The organism is Tamlana carrageenivorans (assembly GCF_002893765.1).
Taxonomy (GTDB): Bacteria; Bacteroidota; Bacteroidia; order Flavobacteriales; family Flavobacteriaceae; genus Pseudotamlana; species Pseudotamlana carrageenivorans.
The window spans coordinates 408012-430431 of record NZ_CP025938.1 but is presented as its reverse complement, the minus strand read 5'-3'; the positions used below and the strand labels follow the sequence as shown (position 1 = coordinate 430431).

The 22420-nt window shown below is 36.0% G+C and carries 17 protein-coding genes and 1 pseudogene; 7 read left to right on the top strand and 11 right to left on the bottom strand.

What is annotated here, in order from left to right; genetic code table 11:
* Window positions 1-90 precede the first annotated feature (90 nt).
* Together C1A40_RS01945 and C1A40_RS01940 are read left to right on the top strand one after the other, a co-directional pair.
* On the top strand, window positions 91-840 hold the full coding sequence (locus C1A40_RS01945; protein WP_102994420.1) for an enoyl-CoA hydratase/isomerase family protein: 750 nt from the start codon (window positions 91-93) through the stop codon (window positions 838-840).
* A gap of 137 nt (window positions 841-977) precedes the next feature.
* Window positions 978-2171 carry an IS256 family transposase gene (locus C1A40_RS01940; protein ID WP_102994202.1) on the top strand — a complete coding sequence of 398 codons (1194 nt, stop codon included), beginning with the start codon at window positions 978-980 and terminating at the stop codon, window positions 2169-2171.
* A 250-nt stretch (window positions 2172-2421) separates the two neighbouring features.
* Here the strand turns inward: C1A40_RS01940 and C1A40_RS01935 are convergent, their stop codons facing one another.
* From C1A40_RS01935 to C1A40_RS18065, 4 genes are all read right to left on the bottom strand, one after another.
* Window positions 2422-2847, bottom strand: a complete 426-nt coding sequence (locus C1A40_RS01935; protein ID WP_102994419.1) for a transposase — start codon at window positions 2845-2847, stop codon at window positions 2422-2424.
* A 27-nt stretch (window positions 2848-2874) separates the two neighbouring features.
* On the bottom strand, window positions 2875-3402 hold the full coding sequence (locus C1A40_RS01930; RefSeq protein WP_102994418.1) for an IS110 family transposase: 528 nt from the start codon (window positions 3400-3402) through the stop codon (window positions 2875-2877).
* 334 nt (window positions 3403-3736) lie between these two features.
* Entirely contained in the window at window positions 3737-4309 is a 573-nt protein-coding gene (locus C1A40_RS01925; protein WP_102994417.1) for a DUF4136 domain-containing protein, read from the bottom strand.
* 88 nt (window positions 4310-4397) lie between these two features.
* Window positions 4398-4562 (bottom strand): C1orf53 family protein, encoded by a 165-nt coding sequence (locus C1A40_RS18065; RefSeq protein ID WP_158651241.1) that lies wholly within the window; start codon window positions 4560-4562, stop codon window positions 4398-4400.
* 77 nt (window positions 4563-4639) lie between these two features.
* Here C1A40_RS18065 and C1A40_RS01920 point away from each other — a divergent pair.
* The 5 genes and pseudogenes from C1A40_RS01920 (at window position 4640) to C1A40_RS01900 (ending at window position 8825) form a co-directional block, all read left to right on the top strand.
* Window positions 4640-4979: pseudogene (locus C1A40_RS01920) on the top strand (hypothetical protein).
* Window positions 4969-5880 (top strand): 1-aminocyclopropane-1-carboxylate deaminase/D-cysteine desulfhydrase, encoded by a 912-nt coding sequence (locus tag C1A40_RS01915; protein WP_102994416.1) that lies wholly within the window; start codon window positions 4969-4971, stop codon window positions 5878-5880. Before C1A40_RS01920 ends, C1A40_RS01915 begins: the two are co-directional and overlap by 11 nt.
* Window position 5881: 1 nt before the next feature.
* Entirely contained in the window at window positions 5882-6691 is an 810-nt protein-coding gene (locus tag C1A40_RS01910) for a glucosaminidase domain-containing protein (protein ID WP_102994415.1), read from the top strand.
* Window positions 6692-6704: 13 nt separating this feature from the next.
* Window positions 6705-7991, top strand: coding sequence for a glutamate-1-semialdehyde 2,1-aminomutase (gene hemL, locus C1A40_RS01905; RefSeq protein WP_102997111.1), 1287 nt, complete (start codon window positions 6705-6707; stop codon window positions 7989-7991).
* A 330-nt stretch (window positions 7992-8321) separates the two neighbouring features.
* Window positions 8322-8825, top strand: coding sequence for a hypothetical protein (locus tag C1A40_RS01900; protein WP_102994414.1), 504 nt, complete (start codon window positions 8322-8324; stop codon window positions 8823-8825).
* Window positions 8826-8960: 135 nt separating this feature from the next.
* On the opposite strand, the gene C1A40_RS01895 is transcribed toward C1A40_RS01900, so the two are convergent.
* The 7 genes from C1A40_RS01895 to C1A40_RS01865 all read right to left on the bottom strand — a co-directional run bounded on the left by C1A40_RS01895 (window position 8961) and on the right by C1A40_RS01865 (window position 22286).
* Window positions 8961-9434: a Spy/CpxP family protein refolding chaperone gene (locus tag C1A40_RS01895; protein ID WP_241910467.1), complete on the bottom strand. Its 474-nt coding sequence runs from the start codon at window positions 9432-9434 to the stop codon at window positions 8961-8963.
* A 124-nt stretch (window positions 9435-9558) separates the two neighbouring features.
* Window positions 9559-12021 (bottom strand): Plug domain-containing protein, encoded by a 2463-nt coding sequence (locus C1A40_RS01890; protein WP_102994412.1) that lies wholly within the window; start codon window positions 12019-12021, stop codon window positions 9559-9561.
* Between the two features lie 139 nt (window positions 12022-12160).
* The gene (locus C1A40_RS01885; RefSeq protein WP_338418070.1) at window positions 12161-13240 is read right to left on the bottom strand and encodes a DUF2914 domain-containing protein; all 1080 of its coding nucleotides are present in this window, start codon (window positions 13238-13240) and stop codon (window positions 12161-12163) included.
* A gap of 289 nt (window positions 13241-13529) precedes the next feature.
* Complete coding sequence (locus tag C1A40_RS01880; RefSeq protein WP_102994410.1) at window positions 13530-16382, bottom strand: alpha-amylase family glycosyl hydrolase; 2853 nt, start codon at window positions 16380-16382, stop codon at window positions 13530-13532.
* A 59-nt stretch (window positions 16383-16441) separates the two neighbouring features.
* Window positions 16442-17758 carry a SusE domain-containing protein gene (locus C1A40_RS01875; protein ID WP_102994409.1) on the bottom strand — a complete coding sequence of 439 codons (1317 nt, stop codon included), beginning with the start codon at window positions 17756-17758 and terminating at the stop codon, window positions 16442-16444.
* A gap of 18 nt (window positions 17759-17776) precedes the next feature.
* Entirely contained in the window at window positions 17777-19354 is a 1578-nt protein-coding gene (locus tag C1A40_RS01870; RefSeq protein WP_102994408.1) for a RagB/SusD family nutrient uptake outer membrane protein, read from the bottom strand.
* A gap of 10 nt (window positions 19355-19364) precedes the next feature.
* Window positions 19365-22286, bottom strand: coding sequence for a SusC/RagA family TonB-linked outer membrane protein (locus C1A40_RS01865; RefSeq protein WP_102994407.1), 2922 nt, complete (start codon window positions 22284-22286; stop codon window positions 19365-19367).
* Between the last annotated feature and the right edge of the window lie 134 nt (window positions 22287-22420).

The window sequence follows — 22420 nt, the reverse complement described above, 5'->3', positions numbered from 1 at the left end:
TTCTGTAAATATATTTCTCTTTAATTAAAACGAAGGTAACAAGTGTTACTGTTTTTTTTATGTATATTCATCCCAAATTATTCTAAATTTATGGAAGCCTACGTAAGCTTAAATATAGAAAATAAAGTGGGACACATTGAGTTTTTTCATCCTAATAGAAATTCGATGCCTAGTGATGTTTTGCAAAAACTCTCTGAAACCATATCCGCAGCAGGAAATCATCCAGACATTAAAGTAATTGTTTTAAAAAGTGAGGGAGACCGCACGTTTTGTGCTGGCGCTAGTTTCAATGAGTTGGTAGAGATTGATGATGCAGAAACCGGACAGCAATTTTTTTCTGGCTTTGCTAAGGTTATCAATGCCATGCGTACTTGTCCTAAACTTATTATTGGACGTGTACAAGGTAAGGCCGTTGGAGGAGGTGTTGGTATTGCTGCGGCTGCCGATTATTGCCTGGCTACACAATATGCCTCTGTGAAGTTAAGTGAGTTAAGTATAGGAATTGGTCCCTTTGTTATTGAGCCTGCGGTTACTAGAAAAATAGGTAAAACAGCCATGTCGCAAATGACGATTAATGCCGAGGCGTTTTTCTCAGCCGGGTTTGCGAAAGAAAAAGGCTTATACGGAGAAGTTTTTAATACCGTAGAAGAATTGGATTTAGCTGTTTCAAGTCTTACAGAAAAATTAGCAAGCTATAACCCTGAAGCGTTAAAAGAAATGAAAGCTGTTTTTTGGGAAGCAACCGATCACTGGGATGCCCTTTTAGCCGAACGCGCCCAAATTAGTGGTCGATTAGTTTTAAGTAAGTTTACAAAAAAGACGTTGAAACGATTTAGGTAGAAAGAGAAAAGCTGTTTAAAAAGTACGAATGAAACTGTTTGTCGGGACTGTAAACTATTTTGTGTTTTTGCTGTTAGTTAGTTTAAAAATGATTTTGAAATTCATAGGCAAAAAATTTACTTTTAAATTTTTATTTTATGAACTCAGACTTAGAAAAACAATTAGACGCCTTGATCGGCAAAATCAGCAACAAGGAGGACTTTGACCAGGTCAAGGAACAGTTGCTTAAACGTGGTATTGAATCACTTTTAAAAGCAGAAATGACTGCCCACTTAGGGTTTCAAAAAGGAGGTTCTGTAATTGAGAACAACCAGCGCAATGGTTTCTCAGAGAAAACTATCAAGACTCATAACGGCGAACAACGCATCAAAATCCCCAGAGATCGTCAAGCGAGCTTTGAGCCTGTTATTGTCCCCAAACATCAATCGATTAGTCAAGAATTAGAAGATTGTATTCAACTGCTTTACGCCAAAGGTATGAGCAATAGCGATATTATTGATTTTATTGAAAGTACCTATGGAGTGCAGTATTCCACATCACAGGTATCCATTATCACCAATCAATTATTGGAAGACATCAAACAATGGCAGAATAGACCTTTAGAAGACGTATATCCCATTGTCTGGATAGATGCTATTCATTATAAAATACGTCAAGAAGGCAAGGTAATATCTAAAGCCTGTATGATAGTTTTAGGGGTGAATACCGAAGGGCAACAAGATATTTTGAGCATGAGTATTGTGGAGACAGAAAAGGCAGCTGCTTGGATGTCCATTTTAGACGATCTGCGCTCTAGAGGCGTAAAAGATATCTTCTTTCTGTGTTCGGATAACCTCTCTGGATTAGATAAAGCTGTAGAAGCTATTTTTCCAGGTAGTATACGTCAAATATGTATCGTACATCAAATTAGAAACTCTTTAAAATATGTGAGCTATAAGGACCGCAAATCAATAATGGTCGATATTAAAGCTATTTATCAAGCCGATAATGAGAAATTCGCTTTAGAGGCTTTCGAAGTCTTTAAACAAAATTGGGAAGATAAATACCTCTCTGCCGTACAGTCTTGGGAAAACAATTGGGATAATTTGACCGCGTTTTTAAACTACCCAAAAGAGATTAGAAAACTTATATATACTACCAATATCATTGAGAGTTTTAATGCCAGTTTAAGAAAATATACACGCAACAAAAAAGTCTTTCCTCATGATGATGCAGCACTGAAATCCATATATTTAGCAGCTCAAAGCATCAGCAAAAAATGGAAGAAAACACGATTTAAATGGGGCCAAATTTACAATCAATTGTATATTTGTTTTCCAAACAGGTTATAATCTATATTATTTTAACCTATGAATTTTGAAATTATTTTTCAAAAACACAAAATTTTGGATAAACTCTGTTGTTTGTCTGTCTGATTTCTATGGCAATACCAAAGTAAGACGTTAAATATTAGATATTAGAAGTAAAAAGTTTAAAGTTAGGCTTAATAACAACATTTCGCCCTTGCATACATAAAGCTTAAAGCATTTAGCATATAGCCCTCCTATGTCAGTCTGAGCATTCTAAGTTAAAAACAAACTTTTAAGCAAATAATTTTACAAAAGGTTCCTCTCTTTTGGCTACTGCAAATATTCTTAATACAAGTTTATTAGCTACAGCATTAATTACGCTCATATGATGTTTTCCATCTTTTATTTTACGGTTATAATATGCTTTCAATTGAGGGTCGTGTTGGACAGCGGTAACAGCTCCTTTTGTCAAGATAGCTTTTAATGATCTATCTCTTAAAAAATGAGTTCTAGTCTTACCCTTTATGCTACTTCCGGATTGATATGGAAAGGGAGCTAAGCCACAGTGGCAGCTAAATTTTCGTGGGTTATGAAATTTTGTGAAATTAGCTGTTTCCGTGATACACTTTATTGCAATTACTGGTCCTACTCCGATTATAGCTGTCACTTTTTCATAGCTGCTTTTTAACTTCAAATCAGCTTTGATAATATTTTGCATCTCATTTTCAATATTTTTTATACTCTTTTATAGCGATTGATATTGTTTTTTCTCTTCTTTAATCAACATCTTCACATCTATGGTTCGATTTAATATCTCATTGGCCTTTAAGCTATTTTGGACTTGAACGGACATTTTAACGTAACGTTCCCTTGCGGTAATGAGTGCTTTGAGCCTACCTAAGTTTTCAGCAGGTAATTGGTATGGCTCTAATTTGTGCTTATTTGTAACGGCATATTCTGCTATACGATAAGCATCCTTTGTATCACTTTTACCTCTTTGAATGCCTAGAGACTTTTTAAGTTCTAAAAGATTGATAAGGTAGAAAACGAACTTTTTTTGACTCAAACAGTCTACTAAAGCAGCTCCATAATGTCCTGTGTGTTCTAAAGCAAAAACAGTATTAGTGTTATCAAAACACTTCAGCCATTTATTGATAGCTTTATGTTGATTTTCTAAAACTCCTCTGCTTTTCACCTGTACATCACTGTTTCCTAAGGTGCAGTAATCTAGAGTGTCCTTAGAAATGTCAATTCCTATTACTAAATTTTTCATAACTTTGAATTAGCTATTAAAAACCTGAAAAACCAATAGGTCTGTGTACTAACGCTATTATTAAGCCTTTAAGCTTTACATTCTAAATGGTACTAAACCTAAAAGAGGACAAGGACTAATGCTCAAGATGAATCTTAAATTTCAACAGTCGAAATAGTTCACCTTGTCCTCTTGTTTTTCAGAAATTTAATAAGGTTAAACTTCTTGTAAATATAAAATGTAAAACTAATAGCCTGTCGAAGACTAATTTATACAAAATATCAATTAAAGAGATATTTCGACAAGCTCAATACGACACTAAAGGATATCTTTTAATTAATCCTTTAAGTTATAATTATTTCTTTGGTTCCATTCCTGGAGGATATTCTGCCATAATTTGAGCAACAAACTCCTTAATAAGGGTTTCTTTTTTCTCTCTATTTTGGGTGAGGAATCCCGTACCTAAACCTTGCCATACCAATTCATGACTTTTGGCATCAATAAGGTCTATGTACAACTGGCCTTCGGTGCTTGTTGAAACACTAGGCTGATCCCAGCCCCAACCCCAACCAGGTCCCATGCCCCAGCCAGGACCCCAACCGCCCCAACCCCAGGCGCCATAACCCCAAGTGTTGTTGTAAACGTCTACGCGTTGGTTGGATTTTGTAAATAAACTAATGAGGATATCGGGATTTTCAGATTTAGTCATTCCTTTGTTTATAAGTTCGGCTTCAATGGCTCTAAGAATTCGGCGCTTATCTAAATCGCTAATTTCGGCTTTATCAATGCCGTTTTTAAAGAACGCAAAGGTTTTGTATGTGCTGAAATCTTTGTTCTGGTCGTAATCTGTAGCGACTTTAATCGAGTTGCATGAAGTCAATATAACAGCTATTAGGACTACGGATAATATTTTAAAAAGATGTTTCATAGGACAATTGTTTTAAAATGATCATATTTCTTTCTTATGCATCAATAATTGTACCAGTTAAGTGTTTTTTTAAACGGTAACCTATAATTTAGGGGTTTGTGGTTTGTCGTTTTTTATCGTAACCGTAAGGACAATGACGACAACCACTTTGGCAACAATAACCGCGTCTTAAATGGTATTTTTCTGTAAAACAGCGATAACCTTCTGGTGTAAGGTAATAATCGCCTTCTTCAAGAGGTATTATTTTTTTCATTAGCAACAAAGATAGTGTAATACGGTTTATGGAGGAAAAAATATTCCTTTTGTATCTTATCTCAAATTCATGAATAAATGATTTTTATCTCTAAATATTTGATTCCTAAAGGGTATTTGGGACTAATCCTTTATCCTTTTATCATTTTAAAACAGAAACCACTTTTGGAAGATAAGGTGTTAATTAATCATGAGCGTATGCATCTAAAACAACAGCTCGAAATGTTGGTGTTGCCGTTTTTTTGTATTTTATGTATTGGAGTTTTTATGGCGTTGGTTGTGCTATTTCAATTGGAAAAAGGCTTATCGGAATATTTCTTTTGAACGCGAAGCTTATTCTCATCAAACGGACTTAGAATATTTAAAAATTCGTCAATTTTGGGCATTTTTAAAGTATCTTCGCAACTATGATATTTAAGCTTGAAAATAGCGTTAACCAGCAAGTTGATCTTCATCATAAAAACGTTGAATTGTACGTAAAACGAGAGGATGCCATTCATCCGTTTGTATCTGGAAATAAATACCGGAAATTAAAATATAACGTATTAGAGGCACAAAAAAAGGGGATTAAAACGCTTGTGACTTTTGGCGGAGCTTATTCCAACCATATTGCAGCCGTTGCAGCGGCAGGACAATTATTCGGATTTAAGACCGTTGGCATAATTCGCGGTGAAGAATTGTGGACTGAAATAGATAAAAACCCAACCTTAAGTTTTGCCAAGCAACAAGGCATGCGTTTTAAATTCGTGACACGAGAGGCATACAGGCGAAAAACTTCAGCAGATTTTATTGCAGCTTTAAAAGCTGAATTTGGAGATTATTACCATGTTCCCGAAGGTGGTACCAATGCTTTAGCCGTTAAGGGTTGTGAAGAAATATTAACTGAATCCGACCAAGTTTTCGATTATGTTTGTTCGGCTGTAGGGACTGGCGGAACCATTTCGGGCCTTATAAATTGTTCAAAACCTGGTCAGCAAGTATTAGGTTTTCCTGCTCTAAAAGGGGACTTTTTAAAATCAGATATCAGTAAATTTGCAAAACAATCTAATTGGGAATTGATTACCAACTATCATTTTGGAGGCTATGCCAAAATAAATGAAGAATTGGTAGCGTTTATCAATCAGTTTAAAACCGATTATCAGATTCCCTTAGATCCCGTTTATACCGGTAAAATGCTATTTGGAATTTTCGATTTAATCGAAAAAGGATTTTTCCCTAAAGGATCGAAAATTTTAGCCATTCATACTGGAGGCTTACAAGGTATTGAAGGAATGAACGCCCTATTAAAAAAGAAGAACTTACCATTAATTATGTCGTGAAATGAGAAAAATAGTACTAGTGTTTTGTTTGGCCGCTGTGGTTTTTAGTTGTAAATCTAAAAAACAGGTGGTTACAAAAAAGCCTCACAAACGTACCGAACATGTTGCAAGAAAACAAAAACCTGCTGAGGTTGAAAAACACCAAGAGCCAGAAGAAGTTAAGCCAGCGCCTAAAGTTTTTGCTAGTAGTACCGAAGCTTATATCTATAACTATCATGAAACGGCTCAGCAGGAAATGGCACTTTATGGCATACCTGCAAGTATTACCTTAGCTCAAGGGATTTTAGAATCGGGATCGGGAAAAGGCCGACTTTCCGTAGAGGCCAATAACCATTTCGGAATTAAATGCCACGGATGGAAAGGTGCTAAAATTTATCATGACGACGATGCGGATCAAGAATGTTTTAGAAAATATAAAGACGCTAAATACTCGTTTAGAGACCATTCTTTGTTTTTAAGCGAAAGAAAACGCTATTCTAAACTTTTCGATTTAAAAAAGGAAGACTACAAGGGGTGGGCAAAAGGATTAAAAGCCGCAGGGTATGCCACCGATAGAAAATATCCAGACAAATTAATTAGTCTTATAGAACGCTATAAACTGTATTTGTATGATGAGGCCGTTTTGGGAGACAAGTATGTGACATACGACATGCCTACGGTTCAGTCAGGTCAGACCTATACTGTTGAAAAAGGCGATACCCTTTATGGTATTTCTAAGCGCTTTAATTTGACTGTAGAACAACTTCAAAAAATAAATGGTTTACGAGGGACCGCTTTAAGTATAGGGCAGGTTCTAGTGGTTGAACCATAATAAAATAAGACTTATGATTTATAAAAGAAGCAGCGCATTATTTGCTGAAGCAGAAAAAGTAATTCCAGGTGGTGTAAATTCACCAGTAAGAGCTTTTAAAGGTGTTGGAGGAACACCAATTTTTGTAAAAGAAGCCAAAGGCGCTTATTTGTACGACGAGGATGGTAACCGATTAATTGATTATATCAATTCTTGGGGACCTATGATTTTAGGGCACGCTTTTCAACCTGTTGTTGATGCAGTAGTTGAGAAAGCTAAAAAAGGAACCTCCTTTGGGATGCCTACAGAAATTGAAACAGAAATTGCGCAATTAGCCGTTTCTATGGTGCCTAATATTGATAAAATTAGATTCGTAAATTCGGGGACCGAAGCTTGTATGAGCGCCGTACGTTTGGCTCGTGGTTATACAGGAAAAGATAAAATTATCAAGTTTGCAGGTTGTTACCACGGGCATTCCGATTCCTTTTTAATACAAGCGGGGAGTGGTTTAAGTACTTTTGGTACGCCCAATAGTCCTGGGGTAACCCAAGGAACAGCTAAAGATACTTTGTTAGCAAACTACAACGATATTGATAATGTAAAAGCCTTAATGGAGGCTAATAAAAATGAAATTGCTTGTGTTATTGTTGAGCCGGTTCCTGGAAATATGGGCTGTATTCCTCCCATAAATAATTTTCTTGAAAATTTAAGAATACTTTGCGACGAACATCATATACTATTGATTTTCGATGAGGTCATGTCTGGTTTTAGACTCGCAAAAGGAGGGGCGCAAGAGCTTTATGGCGTAAATGCAGATATTGCTTGCTTCGGAAAAGTGATAGGTGGCGGATTACCAGTTGGTGCTTTTGCAGCTAGAGCAGAAATTATGAATCATTTGGCGCCATTAGGTCCGGTGTATCAAGCGGGAACCTTAAGTGGAAATCCTTTAGCGATGGCTGCAGGTTTAGCCATGTTGAAAACATTAAATGAAGATGCTGAAATATTTGAAAGATTAGAAGCCAAAACAAAATATTTACACGAAGGCATTGCCAGAGTGTTAACCGAAAACAAGGTGACGCATACTATAAATAGAGTAGGCTCGATGATTTCGGTGCATTTTGATGAAGCCGCAGTAGTCGATTTTGAAACCGCAGCAAAAGGAAATAACGAATCGTTTAAAAAGTTTTTTCACGGATTATTAAACGAAGGGGTGTACATCGCACCAAGTGCTTTTGAAACTTGGTTTATTACGGATGCTTTGAGTTATGAAGATTTAGATTTTACTATTGAAGCGGTAAATAAAGTTTCAAAAAGTATGTAGAAACTTGTTCTTTTAATAAAATGAAGGAGACTGCCCATAAAGTATATACCATGTCATATGGGGTTTGTTGAGTTGTTTTTAACTAACTGTTAATCATTGTGTTTTTGGTGAGTTTAGCCTGATGAATAAAGTTTAATAGTCTTTTTAGGTAGTCATTGTACAAATTTTAAAGCGAGGTTAAGGTAGATTGATGATATGTTCTAAAAATGCGTAGAAAGTGAAAAGAAAACGTTTAATGTTTAGGAAATTGATAACATAAATTGCAGCTTTCACTTATTAAGCTTATTTTTAATGTAATAGAGACTTAAACGATTATTAAAATTAAAAAATATGAAACGCATTATTACATTACTTTGTTTAACCATATTATTTATTTCTTGTGAAGGGGAACGAGGCCCCGTAGGTCCTGAAGGCCCTCCAGGAGTAGATGGTTTGTTAGGGCTTGCTTTTGAAATTGAAATCACTTTTAATCAATCTAATAATTTTGAACATATAGAAGATTATGGTTTCGATGTGTATCCTTCCGATGTGGTTTTAACCTACATCTCTTGGGAAACCGATAACGGGACTGAAATCTGGCGCTTATTACCTCAAACGACATTTTTACAAAATAGCGCTGTTTTAACTTATAACTTCGATTTTACTCAAAATGATGTTCGGATTTTCTTAGATTCTAATGGCACTTTTAATTTGGTAGATTTAACTCCCGAATGGACCGATAATCAGGTGTTTCGAGTTGTTGTTGTGCCTGCCGATTTTGTTTCTGATATCGATACGAGTAATTTGGATGCGGTTATGAAAGCGACTAACATTGAGCATTTTAAAAGTTTATAATCCGGCACATAGGATTACTGGTAAAACTGTTTACAGCAGAATTTAGCCCAGTAGAATATAAAACCAGCCGCTTTTCTCCAATGAGAAAAGCGGCTGGTTTTATTAAGCTAATCCATATAAATGAGCTTCAGCTATTTAATTGTTTTGGTATTTCCCTTTACGGTCACCATTTTTATGTTTTCTATTAGCTCGTTGCTTCTGTTTTTTCATGTTTTCAAACTTTTCAAACTGCTCTTTGCTCAAAATTTTCTGCAATTTTGCTTTTTCTGCAATTTTAGCGTCTAACATGGCAATTTGTTTGTTATAGCGTTCTTCGCTAGTCAATTTTTTAGGCGCTCCCTTGTCTTTATTCGCTTGGCGTTCGGCCATCATGGCTTTGCGTTTCGTCGCTTTTTCTAAGTTTAAGGCTTGTATGTCTTCTTGTTGAGAAGCATTTAAGTCTAAAGCTAATGTCATTCTTTTAGTCTGTAGCGTTGCCATTTGCTCTGCCGTCAAATCCATTTGTGCATGATCGCCTCTGTGGTGTTTTCTGCCTTCTCTACCTTGTTCTTGTGCAAATCCTTGTAAACCTATAAGCGCTATTGCAATTAATATTATTTTTTTCATCATTAATATTTTTAAAATTATACCCTTAGGACTTCCGTACTTTTAAAAGGTTTAATGACTTTTTGGTTTTTTAACTAAAGGTTAACGCTTTTTCCTTAATGGCGGTTTTAAAAATAGATTAGGAGAATTAGTCTACATCCAAGGTGGTTACGTAATAAATAGGGATCCCTGTTTCTGTAATTCCTTCTATTCTTATCCCGTATTTACTTCTAGTGTCGCTTGTAAAAAAAGATATTTCTTTGGTATTTATTGGGGCATCTGTAAAGGTTATTGTTGGCTCCCAGTGTAACGTTGTTCTTAGATCTTGTTTAGCAAGATTGGTAAAGTCATCCTCATAATTTGGAGCATAATATTCTCTTGCCGTATAAAACCCCTTTGTAGTAAAGTTGATAATGCCTGGTTCGTTTTTAATGTTAATGTTTCTTTCAAACTCTCCTGTTTTGGTGTATATAGCAATAACGCCTACACCAACATTACTATAGGAAGCTGCTTGTGCCCCTGTTAAAACATCAATAAAATCAACTTCGTCTCCGGTCATATTGAAAACATCTAGAACGTCTACCGGAAAATCATCCACTAGAATTCTAGTAACCGGTTTGTTTCTCATGTAAATGGAATCTCCGTAAGTAATAATGCCTGGAATGTTTCTTAATAATTGAAAAACGGTTAAATGACTTTGGTTTTTGTAGTTGGCCATGTCAAGGCGTCGTGTTGCAGAACCATAATTTGTTCTACTATTAAGTTCGGCTGTTCTTTTCGCTTCTTCAGATTCCTTTTTTGCTGTGATAACAATCTCATCTAGTCTCGTGGCATTTTCTAAGTAAATTGAATCTAAAGTAGAAATCGTTTGAGCTTGTTTAATAAAGTTGGAGATTTTTGTTGTGTCCTTTAATATCAGCTTTAAAACGTCTTCTTTAACGACTTTAGGGCTGTCGTAAAAAGGTTCATCAAGGTAAATGGACACCTTTTTGTTTTTAAGGTCTTCAGATTTAAAATCATGAACTCTGGCTTCTAATAAAACCTTTATAGAGTCATTAAAAACAAAAGGGCCGTATTTAAATGCTCCCAGTGATGTTGCTTTTTGATTTTCCTGATAGGGTATTCTACCCATGAAAGTCATTCTGGTATGTGACGCTAGTCTTGATTTTGTGCCTTCAAGTGCTGTGGTATATCCTGAAATATAGATGCCTTTTTCTTCGCTAAATTTTGGTTTAAGAGATTTTTCGTAAAGTAAATCGGTCCACTTAAATCGTCGCCATCCATGAGTTAACATGATTAGGTCTAACTCGTAACGGCGTCTCGGGTCGTTTTCTTTTTCAAAAAAATACCCAGGGTTTTCTATGGAACCTCGAATGTCTGAATTCAGTAAAAGATACGTTTTAATATTCTCGTCGGTTGTTTTTTGATCGATGGCGTCTAAGTCGGTAATAGACATCGAAATTTGACCTTTTAACGAAGCACCATTTTTATCCTTTAAACTTAGTTGCATGGCAACTTTTTCTCTTGTTTTAGGATTGTTATTACTTAGGTCTAGTTGTAAGTTTACATCGTTTTTTGAGGTGTCAATAAAAACTAATCGTTCACAAACGGGATTGCCATTATTGTCGAAAAGTGTAAAGCTAGTTACGCCATCTAATAAAAGTTCGGTGTTTAGGGTAACTATGTACTCATTTGTAGGTGTCGTTTCATATTTTTCGTACACCAATTTGCCGCGTTGGTGACCTACTAGAAATGTGTTTTTTAAACCAATTGAATGGTTTGAAGCAGCTTTAATGGTTATTTTATCTCCCGAATTAACTAAACTAAGGGTATGGCCAGAGGGGAGTGCATCAGGCAGTGGGTATTTAAATTCTTCATTATTAATCATGATGCTGGCATAAAAAGAGGTGTTTTCTTTAGGGGTTAGGGTGGTGATGCCTATGCCATATTGAGAAGTTTTAAAACTAGAGATGATATTATTTTCAGAATCTTTTATATGCCCTTGCAGGTTCGTATTATTGTAATTCTTTACTTGTATGGCTATTTTAGACGACAAGTTGTTTACAAGGTTGCCACCTTCTGGGTAAAAGTTAATTTCAGGTTTATTAGGTCTAGTCCCTTGTAAATTTTGAGCTGGGTTTGCTTCCTTTAAATGTAAAGGTATACGATTTGAATTGTAGTCAATAATTGAAATTTCCTTTTGAAAGAGGTCATTTTCTTCCCCGTTTCTCATGTAATTGGTATAGGCGCGAAGTAGGTATTTACCAGGCTTAATATTTTTTCTAATATTAAAATCGCCTGCTACACTTAGGGTGTTTGTGAAAAGTTGTTTCTTTGAAATGATAGAATCTTGTTCGTTAATGAGTTCGACGTAAATGATGTTGCTTTTTTCAGATTTTTTGTGCGTTATACCATTTACTAAATAGGCGGTAAACCAAATATCGTCACCTAAAGCATAGTATGGCTTATCGGTTTGTACATATATTTTTTCGGGATAGCTGTTTGAAGCATATTGGCCTATTTTCTGCAAGACTAATACACGAAAATGGTTTGTAACAGTAAAAGAAAGGCATGTTAGCAAAGTAAGTCCAACGATTATTTTTTTAATCATCTTCAGTTTAGTTTATTGGGGTGGTTAGTTTTGCTAAATATAGGAAGAAATTGTATTCGAAATCACATGATAATAGTGGCTTTTTTTATTCGTAATAAATTTTTCAAAAACGAATAAAATTTGAGGTTTCCTAGATTGTTTAAAAAGCTTTTTTTACCAAACGTTTAGGGGCTTCATTTGAATCCATAATGATTTCAAATTCTATAATTCCAAGAACCAGTTCTTCTTGCGTGATTACTTGAACGCGCCAAAGCCCGGCTTTTACATTGTTTTTGTAGGTGTAACCGCGATAACCTTCATTTCGGCCTCCCGTAATGTTGAAGCTAATATTGTCGTAAGTGATCCAGGATTTTTTAACATCATCATACCATTGCCAACGATGAATAATAGATTTTTTTAATGCCGTTGGAGCAAAAATAGATGAGAAAATATAAACCGGTTTATTATCAGATCGTACAAATTTAGAACGGTGGTCTCTCCAAAAAATGTAAGGCTTCTTTTCTTCGTAGGTAACCATGTATGTATTGTTTTTTACACTAACATTATGGGCTACAATACCTGTTTGAAGGGCTAGGGGGACAGGTGGAATAAGTTTAAAATGATAAAATAAATTGATACAAAGGTATATGGAAATGATGAGGGTGATTAATTTACCTAAGTGGATTTCCGCTCGGGTACTCGGACTCTTTTTATAAATTGTTATGATAAGTGTTAAGGTTATACCCAGGCTTACTAGCCCAGAACAAATAAAAATAAAGTGGCCCATTTCCCTTAATAAAACAGGAATCATAAAGGCAAAAAAGGTAAAACTTATAAAAAAATAAATGCTAAATTGTAAATACTTATTGGAGATTCGTTTTTTTAAAAATTCATTTGCAAATAAAAGGGCAACTAAAATAACAAAGAAAGATGCGGTTTTTGATATGGAAACACTTCTTGAAAAGTATATCACGTAAGCACTCGAAAGTCCTCCGAAAAAAAACTGAATGGCTAGAGGGAAATAGGATTCAATGCGTTCAAGTAGGGTGTTTTTCCATTTGCCATCGTCGGCTAGATTAAAAAGGTACAGAGTAATCGTTAAGGTGGTCATATGGGAACATAAAACAACTAAATCGTAGGTTCTGTCCATGCGACCAAGGGTTAACGTATCAAAGATGAAACCGCCAATAAAGAAAAGTAGCGGAGCGTATTTTTTATGTTTTCGAAGAAATTGCAACAAAGGGCTGTTTTTTAGCCTCACTAATTTTCCTTTCATAATTTCGTATCGGGAAAACAAATATAACGGAATATTAGATTGGGTTACCCATTAGGAATAACTATTCAGTTAATTTCGATGGTTCTAATTAACATTTGTTTCTTATGAATCATGAAATTTAGAGCCGCGCTATGAGTAAAATTAGAAGTAACGCCATTAAAAAGCATTTCCAGACAAACAGGATTTAAAGTGAAAAAGACTTCAAAACTATGATTTTGAAGCCCTCTTTCAAACAAAAAAAACTAAACTAAATCTATTGTTTTATCAACTTCACTGTTTGATAATTACCCGAAAGGCTAATAATCTTAACTAAGTAGATATTTGAAGGGAGATTTAAAATGTCAAATTCCTGATTTTTATTAGGGTTGCCCTTAAACTGTTTTACCAATTGACCAGTAATATTGTAGATAAGAACTTCTGAAGCAGTCTTATTAATTTTAAAACCATGACTTGTCGGATTTGGGAAAATCATAAACGTGTTTTCAAAAGGGTCTTGATCGTCGCTTAATGTTTTAGCAGGTTGATTACCATATATTTTGAAGGTGCCTGGTTGAAGTGTAATAGCATCGGTAGCTTGAATACTGGTGTTTCCAGTTTCGTCCATTAAGTCGTACCACGTGCCGCCAGTGGCAAAATTTGGGTTTACTGTTTTATCGGCCGTATCAAAATTCGAAATGATAACTACATCATTTAATTGTGAAGTAGGTAGGCTGGTATTCCAAACACGAATTCTTGGTGTTAAAGTTCCCGAAGTAATGCTGTAGTCGCCTTCAAAAACATCTTCGTTAATTTTTAAGTCGTTCAATCGGGCCCAAGTATCATAAATAGATTTTCTGTCTGGGTTTTCTACCCATTTAGCAATCCATTGCGGTTGTGGCTTAGTGTCTAATTTACAAGTTTCTCCATTAATCGTTCCGTTTGAACAAGTGAAAATAGAGTTTTGCATGCCTAATTCTCCAAAATGCCAAATCATTTTTGGTCCTGGAATAGTAAGGGTTACTGCGCCTAAAGCTTCCATTCTTTTAAGAGCAGTACTTAATGTTTTGATATTATAAGAACCGTTCGAATCGCCAAATTGTAAGTTTTTATACATTAAGCGTTCCTCATCATGACTTTCGGCATAACCAACTAAACGTTTGCCTGTAAACCCTCGAGATTTGTTCCCCATACGATCAATGTTTGAGTTTGAAGCATAACCCATAGTCAGTTGGTTGTAAGGACTGGTCATTTTTCCCCACATCATAATACCTTTACCTTCTCCAATACGGTAATTTGCCCATTGTTGTTCTTCAGTATCAGTGCCTAAATGTTCAAAAATAACGTAGTGTGTGTTATCTAAACTCCAAGAATAATCGGCGTATTGTTTTAAAATAGCAACACGGTCAGAACGATATCCGTTGGTACAAGACTCATCGGTTGCTGTACATTGCTGCGTAAAACCTTTGGTTAAATCCCAACGAAACCCATCAATTTTAAATTCGTTAATCCAGTGGTTAACAACACGCTCTACATAGTATTGTGTTTTTGCTTGTTGGTGGTTAAAATCCATGCCAACGCTGTAGCTGTGTTTGGCTTCCGTATTGAAATAAGGGCTTTCAGTACTTGGTTCGCCCCAGCCATCGCCATCGGGATCATTCATCCACATGCGTACCATCGGGTTTCTTCCGTAGGCATGATTTAATGCAATATCTAAAATAACGGCAATACCATTTTGGTGACATACATCGATAAATTCTTTAACCTTATCTTCCGTACCATAAAACTTATCTAAAGCCATGTGGAAGGAAGTATTGTAACCCCAACTTTCATTGTCTTCATACTCCATAATAGGCATCAGTTGAATGGCATTAATATTTAGATTTTTGAAATAATCCATACGATCAATTAAATCTTGAATATTTCTATCGGCATCAAAGTCACGAATTAAAACCTCGTAAATAATTAGGTCTTCTTTTTTAGGCTTATTGAAATTTGTAACCGTCCAGTTGTAGGCGCTTTTTCCTGTTTGAAGCACTGTAACTTCGCGTTCTTGTCCGGCCGGATAAGCTGGTAAATTCGGATAAGTTTCTGAAGGAATTCCAGGGTCGTCAAAAGGAGATAAGACTAAAGTTGAAAACGGATCGGCGGTTTTTACCATAACAGGTGAATTGGCAATAGGCGTTTCATCGACCACCCAATATTGATAAGTTTCTATCTTTTGCGCGGTTAAGCCAGTTAATTCTAACCAAAATTTCCCAGAAGCCGGATCTTTTTTCATGGCGTAAGCCGAAGTAGGGGTCCAATTATTGAAGCTTCCAGCTACATACACAAAATCTTTTAAAGGGGCATCAAGAACCAAAGTCGCTTTTGTAGCATCACCTGAGTTATAGTTTATGCCGTTTTCTAATCCGCTAGGCATGGTTTGAGATATGGTTCCAGGATTTACGACAACCGAAAATGATTTTTGAATCGTTTCTGCACCTTGTGTCACTGTTAAGGTGTAATTTTGATTGCTTGTAATGTTTGGATGTGTGTAAGAATAACTAGTTGCATTTGTTTTTACATTGATGGTAGTGCCATGACTAGCCAAAGCATAGTTTGCATTGCCGTTGCTATTTGAAGCTGTAATCGTAAAATTTCCACCTGCCGAAATTATGGTTGTACTATTTTCTGTAGGGTTACCTAACGTAACTTGAAAGTATCCTACATTTACAATGAAATCTTTACATCCTGAAGCTTTCATTTCTTGATTGCCAGAGGCATTTCTAAAAACCATTCCCATTTTAGTTGCCGAATTGGCTTGAGAGTCGGTTAAATTATAATAGGTTTTTGGAGTTATGGTTATGCTCCAAATACCATTGCCTTGGTTAGTCATTTCTCCTACGCCGTTATTGGTTCCCCAGTCTCCAACAACACTATATTCCCAGGGGTTTGAGTCGTTTCCAATTCCGGAATGCATATATACTTTTGAAGGATTGTTTAGGGAATTACAAGCCGTATTAGAATTTATATCTATGGTTATGGTAACTGGTTCAGTAGTTTTAAATGTACTAGGGTTTGTAGTTAATTGTGAATAACTAAAATGAGATACCACTATAAGTAGTATACTGAGTAATATTTTTTTCATGTGGGTTTAAATTAAAGACAAAAAGGGCTGTAATGTTAGTTACAGCCCTTTTCGTGTGATTAGTTTTTTGTAATTGAATATTTAGGGTTGCTGGTGTCTGAAAGGTTTAAAACAATATTGTAATTACCTGCTGTAATCGCAATATTAGCACCACCATCTTCAAGTGTTCCATCGGCACCATCGTCTCCGTAATTAATGCCCCAATCGTTGTTTGCCCTAAACTTCATCGCACCGTTTGTAAGTGTTACATTGTTTAAATACCAAACACCTTCTTCAGCATAATTTAAATTCATTACAGTATCTGGACCATCCCATCCGTTAGGTGTCGCATCTCCAACAAGCCCCCAAAGTTTTTCAATAGGCTCTAATGAATAGTTTAAATCGTTTAAATTTAATGTCACTAGATAATTACCAGCTTCAACTAGAATGTTATCACCACCATCGTCTAAAGATCCATCGGCACCAGTATCACCGTAATTAAAGCTCCAATCGTTATTTCTTCTAAATTTCATTTCACCTTCCGTAAGCCTAACAATGGCACGCCATTGATCTGAAGTAGGGTCGTAGCTAAGAGGCATGTCTGGACCGTCCCAGCCGTTTGTTGTTGCACTGCCTACTAAGCCCCAAGTGTAGGGTTCTATGCTATAAGTTAATGTGCCGTAATTGAAAGTAACCTTGTAAGTTCCTGCAGTAACAATAATATTGTCTCCACCAGGTTCTAAAGTACCATCTGCACCCGTATCGCCATAGTTTACATCCCAACTATTATCTTGTCTAATTTTAATTTCACCATCCATTAATGTAACATAGGCCGCAAAAATATCTTGATCACTTGTTTTGTAGAATGGCATATCTGGTCCATCCCAACCATTAACGGTTGCACTACCAACAAGCCCCCAATCTGATGATAAGTCTAATATATTGGCATAACCTGTAACATCTATAGCGTTAGTGTTAGATACAGCAGCAATTTCAAAAGTTCCTATAATACCTTCAACTTTTACATCTAGGGTTGTTTTTGTTTCAGGTTCAACTTCCAGCGTTTGTAATATCGTATTAAGTTGTTCGGTTAATAGCGAATATTCTAGGTTGTCACCAACTTCTCTTTTAACGGCGTTTTTAAAATAATTTCCAGCAATATCGAAGTATACGATGTATTCAGGCGTTGCATTATAGCCATAATCTGGTTTCGTCCAATTAAGCGATAAGGCATCACTACCTTCGTTTTCTTTAAGTAGAACAAGTTCGCTTTCGGAAGCAGAGAGCTCTGTTGTTGCAGTAGGATTTAGCACTGTGTTTGTGTCGTCCATACTGCAGCTATATAATGCTAAACTTACTAACATTATACTAAATAACTTTGAAATTATATTTTTCATATTAGTGTGTTTTTTATGTTAGTATCCTGGGTTTTGTGTTAAGTTCGGGTTGATTAAAATGGTGTTGTTAGGAATAGGGAAAAGGTTTCTAAACGAATCTGTTCCTGTGCCATCTGCTTGATTCCCTTTAAAAGGCCACACATAACTATCGGATGTAAAATAGTTGTAGCGAATTAAATCTGTACGTCTTTGACCTTCCCAGTATAATTCTCTAGAGCGTTCGTCTAAAACAAAATTTAAATCCAAGTTAGCTGCAGAAATATTACCAGAGGTATTACCATATGCACGCGTTCTAAGTTGATTGATTAAATCTACTGCTGTAGTTAAATTACCGCTACCTCCACGTAAAGTGGCTTCTGCGTAATTCAGGTAAATTTCTGGAAGACGCATAATGGCTAAATCTGGATCTGTAAATTCACCACGTTTGTCGTTTCCTTGAACACCGTTAGAATCGATGTTTTTAAATTTTACACAAGCGTACCCATCTGTGAAAGTTGGGATACTTGAAATTTCTAGAGACTGCCCATCTGTATACCACATAGCACGCATATCGTTTGCTTGGAATTTTTGAACTAATGCTGATGTAATACGGTTACCACCCCAACCTCCATTAATACCATAGGCTGCAGGATCCATAGAACCACCTACTGCAGCGTGTATTAAAAATGTTGTTCCGCCGTAGGTAGTAGAAGAAATCCCATCAAAATTAATAGTGAAAATGAATTCGTTTTGTGCACCGTTAGAATGGTTGTCGGCTAAGAATAATTCATCATACGCCGTACCATTTCCATTAGCATCATTTGTGTTTAAGCTGTAAGATGAGTTTATCACTTCATTAGAAAATGTAATACATTCGTCGAATCGAGAAGTTCCAGTCCAAACTTCAGCATTTAAATATAATCTTGATAATAAAGCCCATGCCGCAACGCGATCTACGCGACCATATTCGTTGGCTTGACTTTCAGGTAGTAGATTTTGAATATCTAATAATTCAGACTCTACAAAATCAAAAATTTCGGTTCTACTACTTTGAGTTGGTAGCTCTGTTGAAATTTGAGTTAGTAATGGTACATCCCCAAAGAAATCAATTAAGTTGTAATACGCAAAAGCTCTTAAGAATCTAGCTTCAGCAATAAAGGTTTGAGCTTCGGTATCTTGCAAGGCTGAGGCGTTTGAGATAAAAGAATTACAAAATGAAACTTCTTGGGCTAAACGTAAGTACATAGCACCTGTAAAATCGTTATTTGCAGTCCAAAACATACCGTGTAAATCAGGCAATCCTGGATCGCCCCAACCTACAACAGCGTGATCTGTTGTAATTTCGTTAAGGTTAAACAGCATACGTGTGTATTGTGAAAACCCTTGGTTTATGTCACTAATATCTGGAGAACCATCGTCGCCACCATTTTGACCGGTTAAGGCTAAACTGGCATATAATTTTGCTAAGGCGCCTTTGGCTTCAGTAGTATTAGCAAATACATCTTGTTCTGTAAAGCTATCTGGGTCTATTGGGTCTTGATCTAAATCAGCATGGCATGATACCAATGCAATCGAGATCGTTAAAATAGGAATGAATTTTTTTATAATATTTTTCATAAGTCAATGTTTAAAAGCTAACGTTAAGTCCTAATACGAATGTTCTTGGTCTTGGGTAGAAATTATTATCAATACCGCCATTAATTTCTGGGTCTAAACCATCATAGTCTGTAACTATTAGCAAGTTTTGAACTGAGCCATATAATCTGAAACTACTGTTTTTAATAGCATCATCAATTGTGTATCCTAAAGTTATGTTGTCAATTTTAAAGAAAGAGGCATCTTGAACAAAGTGATCACTTCTAAAATTTTCATCGGTAGGAAATACAAAGCCATTATCTAAATAACTTGAATGAACATTAGTTAGATAGTTGTTTGTTGTAGGAATGATATTATTGGAATAAGAACTAGCCGAAGCGATATTGTTGTAAGCATAATTTCCTAAGTTCGCTCTCGTAATTACGGATAGATCCCATTTTTTATAATTCAAATTGGTGTTTAATCCCATAATCACATCAGCATAAGGGTTTTTGTAGATGTACTTATCTTCGTCGTTAATTACATTGTCTCCGTTTCGGTCTACATAAGCGCCTTCAATAGGCTTTCCGTTAGCATCGTAAACTTGTTCAAATACAAAAAAACTATATGGAGCTTCTCCTTCGGTATGAATTTGAACTTGATTCCCAGTTCCTCCACTTATATTACCAGTTTGTTGATCGAAAGGTAAATTGGTGATTTTGTTATCGTTTACTGCAATGTTGTAGTTAATAGACCATTCAAAATCTTCTGTTCTAATTGGAACAACATTTACAGCGAATTCAACCCCTTTGTTTTCCATATCTCCAATGTTTTTTTCAATTCTGCTGCCAAAATTGGTAAAAGGATCAATAGTTGCTGAAGCGATTAAGTCTTTTGTTTGTTTTATGTATCCATTTAATGAGCCTGAAATTCTTCGGTCTAAGAAGCTGTAATCTATACCAACGTTAAGTGTATTACCGACCTCCCAACGTAAATCCGGGTTAATAGGATCTGGTCTATAGGTTTGGTAAAAAATATTACCAAATTGGTAGTTGGCACTAGATTGACTGCCTGTATATCGCGTTAAAAATAAGTAATCGGGTAAACCGTTAACGTTTCCAACTTCACCATATCCCACTCTTAATTTCAGTTCGTTAAAATTCAAATCTTCTAAAAAAGATTCATTATGAATATTCCAAGCTAAGGCTATCGAAGGAAAGTACCCCCAACGATCATCTGGGTTTAATTTTGAAGAGGCATCAGCTCTTAAGGTTGCTGTAACTAAATAGCGCCCATCATAATCGTAATTCAATCGCCCGAAATAAGAAAGCAATACGTTTTTCGATTTGTCTATAAATTCGTAGGTTACCTTGTTCGCTTCATCTATGCTATCGTAGCTATAGTTGTCGTACTCAAAAGATTGATAAGAATACCCTGCAACGGCTGTTATATCATGAACCTCGTTAAAGGTGTTGTTGTAGGTAAGATACGCGTCAAAAAGTTGGTTTGTTGTTTCGTTTTCGAATTTAGTATTCGCCCCGTCCCAAGTAGGATCTGTGGTTGGCATAAATTCTGAGGTGTTAGTACGCCCATGACTGTTTGATTTGTCAAGTCCCACATTTACCGTCGCTGTAAGATCTTCGAAAAAATGCAATTTATAATCTAATTTAGCATTCATGATAAGGCGTCTTACTTCCGATTCGTCATCTTTTAAGTTTAATAAAGCAACTGGGTTAGTACCTGCTAAGCTAGGTTTAAGTCCGTTGGCTTCAGTCCAAGACGAATATCCTGCAAACGGAGAATTAGTATCGTAAACTGGTTCGGTAGGCGCATACGAACTGGCAGAACCGATGGCATCTCTATTGGCAAAAAAGTTTTCGGTATAATTACCTCTTGCGTTTAATTCTATCTTTAAATGATCGTCAAATAGTTTTGGTGTCAAGCTAATAGAACCCGTAGTTCTTTTGAAACTATCACGTTTTAAAATACCACCATAATCGGTATATGATACCGAAGCTCTCATGGGTACGCCCCAAGCAGCGCCTAAAGCACTAAACGAGTGGTCTTGCCCATAGGCATTGCCGTAAATTTCATCTTGCCAATCGGTGTCGTAATTTTTTAAAAGGCTTAAAGTTGTTGCGTCTGCTCTTGGAAGGGTTGGTACTACTTGTCTAAACTCTTCTGCATTTAAAACATCTAGTTTAGCAATAGGAGTTCCTACAGAAGTTAAGGTGTTAAAGTTGAATTTAAAATCTGATGATTTCCCTTTTTTAGTGGTTACGATAATCACCCCATTGGCAGCACGAGACCCGTAAATTGAAGTTGCAGAGGCATCTTTTAAAACGGTCATGCTTTCAATGTCATTAGGATTCACCAAGTTTAACGGATTTCTAGAACCACCAATACCACCTTGGTCTAATGGAATACCATCCAATACAATTAAAGGGTTGTTGTTAAGTGAAAGCGAGCTGTTTCCACGAATTCTAATTTCTTGTCCGTCGCCAGGCGCTCCACTACTAGAGGTTACCGATACCCCTGCAACTTTACCTTGAATTAATTGAGGCGCGTTAACAATAGGGCCTTGGTTAAAGTCTTTTGTTGTTACTAAATCGGCAGCGCCAGTAACATCTTCTTTTTTAGCGGTACCATATCCAATAACAACGACTTCATCTAACATGGCGGTGTCTTCTTTCATCTCTATATTAAGGATTGCTTGGCCGTTATAAGTGATTTCTTGGGAAACAAAGCCTATAAAAGAAAACTCTAAAATGTTGCCTTTGTTAACTTGTAGGGAGAAATTTCCATCAAAATCGGTTACTGTACCCGTGGTGGTGCCTTTAACGATTATGTTTACACCGGCTATGGGAATATTAGTTCCGGCCTCCGTTACCATTCCGCTAACGGTATTTTGCGCCAATACGAAGGCTGGGGCAAAAAACAGTGTGAGTAATAAACTATTAATAAGTGTCTTCATACGATTAATTTAAGTGTGTATTTAGTTAAGTTGGTTGCTTATATTTTTACTTCTCGAGGTTAAAATTATGTAAACAGAATGTTAAAAAAGAATTATTGTTTACGAAATTCTTAACGAAAACGTTTGCGTGTTAG

Coding starts and splice junctions, on each gene's coding strand:
- C1A40_RS01945 (WP_102994420.1), top strand. CDS start 91: ATGGAAGCCTACGTAAGCTTAAATATAGAAAATAAAGTGGGACACATT.
- C1A40_RS01940 (WP_102994202.1), top strand. CDS start 978: ATGAACTCAGACTTAGAAAAACAATTAGACGCCTTGATCGGCAAAATC.
- C1A40_RS01935 (WP_102994419.1), bottom strand. CDS start 2,847: ATGCAAAATATTATCAAAGCTGATTTGAAGTTAAAAAGCAGCTATGAA.
- C1A40_RS01930 (WP_102994418.1), bottom strand. CDS start 3,402: ATGAAAAATTTAGTAATAGGAATTGACATTTCTAAGGACACTCTAGAT.
- C1A40_RS01925 (WP_102994417.1), bottom strand. CDS start 4,309: ATGAAACATCTTTTTAAAATATTATCCGTAGTCCTAATAGCTGTTATA.
- C1A40_RS18065 (WP_158651241.1), bottom strand. CDS start 4,562: ATGAAAAAAATAATACCTCTTGAAGAAGGCGATTATTACCTTACACCA.
- C1A40_RS01915 (WP_102994416.1), top strand. CDS start 4,969: ATGATATTTAAGCTTGAAAATAGCGTTAACCAGCAAGTTGATCTTCAT.
- C1A40_RS01910 (WP_102994415.1), top strand. CDS start 5,882: ATGAGAAAAATAGTACTAGTGTTTTGTTTGGCCGCTGTGGTTTTTAGT.
- hemL (WP_102997111.1), top strand. CDS start 6,705: ATGATTTATAAAAGAAGCAGCGCATTATTTGCTGAAGCAGAAAAAGTA.
- C1A40_RS01900 (WP_102994414.1), top strand. CDS start 8,322: ATGAAACGCATTATTACATTACTTTGTTTAACCATATTATTTATTTCT.
- C1A40_RS01895 (WP_241910467.1), bottom strand. CDS start 9,434: ATGATGAAAAAAATAATATTAATTGCAATAGCGCTTATAGGTTTACAA.
- C1A40_RS01890 (WP_102994412.1), bottom strand. CDS start 12,021: ATGATTAAAAAAATAATCGTTGGACTTACTTTGCTAACATGCCTTTCT.
- C1A40_RS01880 (WP_102994410.1), bottom strand. CDS start 16,382: ATGAAAAAAATATTACTCAGTATACTACTTATAGTGGTATCTCATTTT.
- C1A40_RS01875 (WP_102994409.1), bottom strand. CDS start 17,758: ATGAAAAATATAATTTCAAAGTTATTTAGTATAATGTTAGTAAGTTTA.
- C1A40_RS01870 (WP_102994408.1), bottom strand. CDS start 19,354: ATGAAAAATATTATAAAAAAATTCATTCCTATTTTAACGATCTCGATT.
- C1A40_RS01865 (WP_102994407.1), bottom strand. CDS start 22,286: ATGAAGACACTTATTAATAGTTTATTACTCACACTGTTTTTTGCCCCA.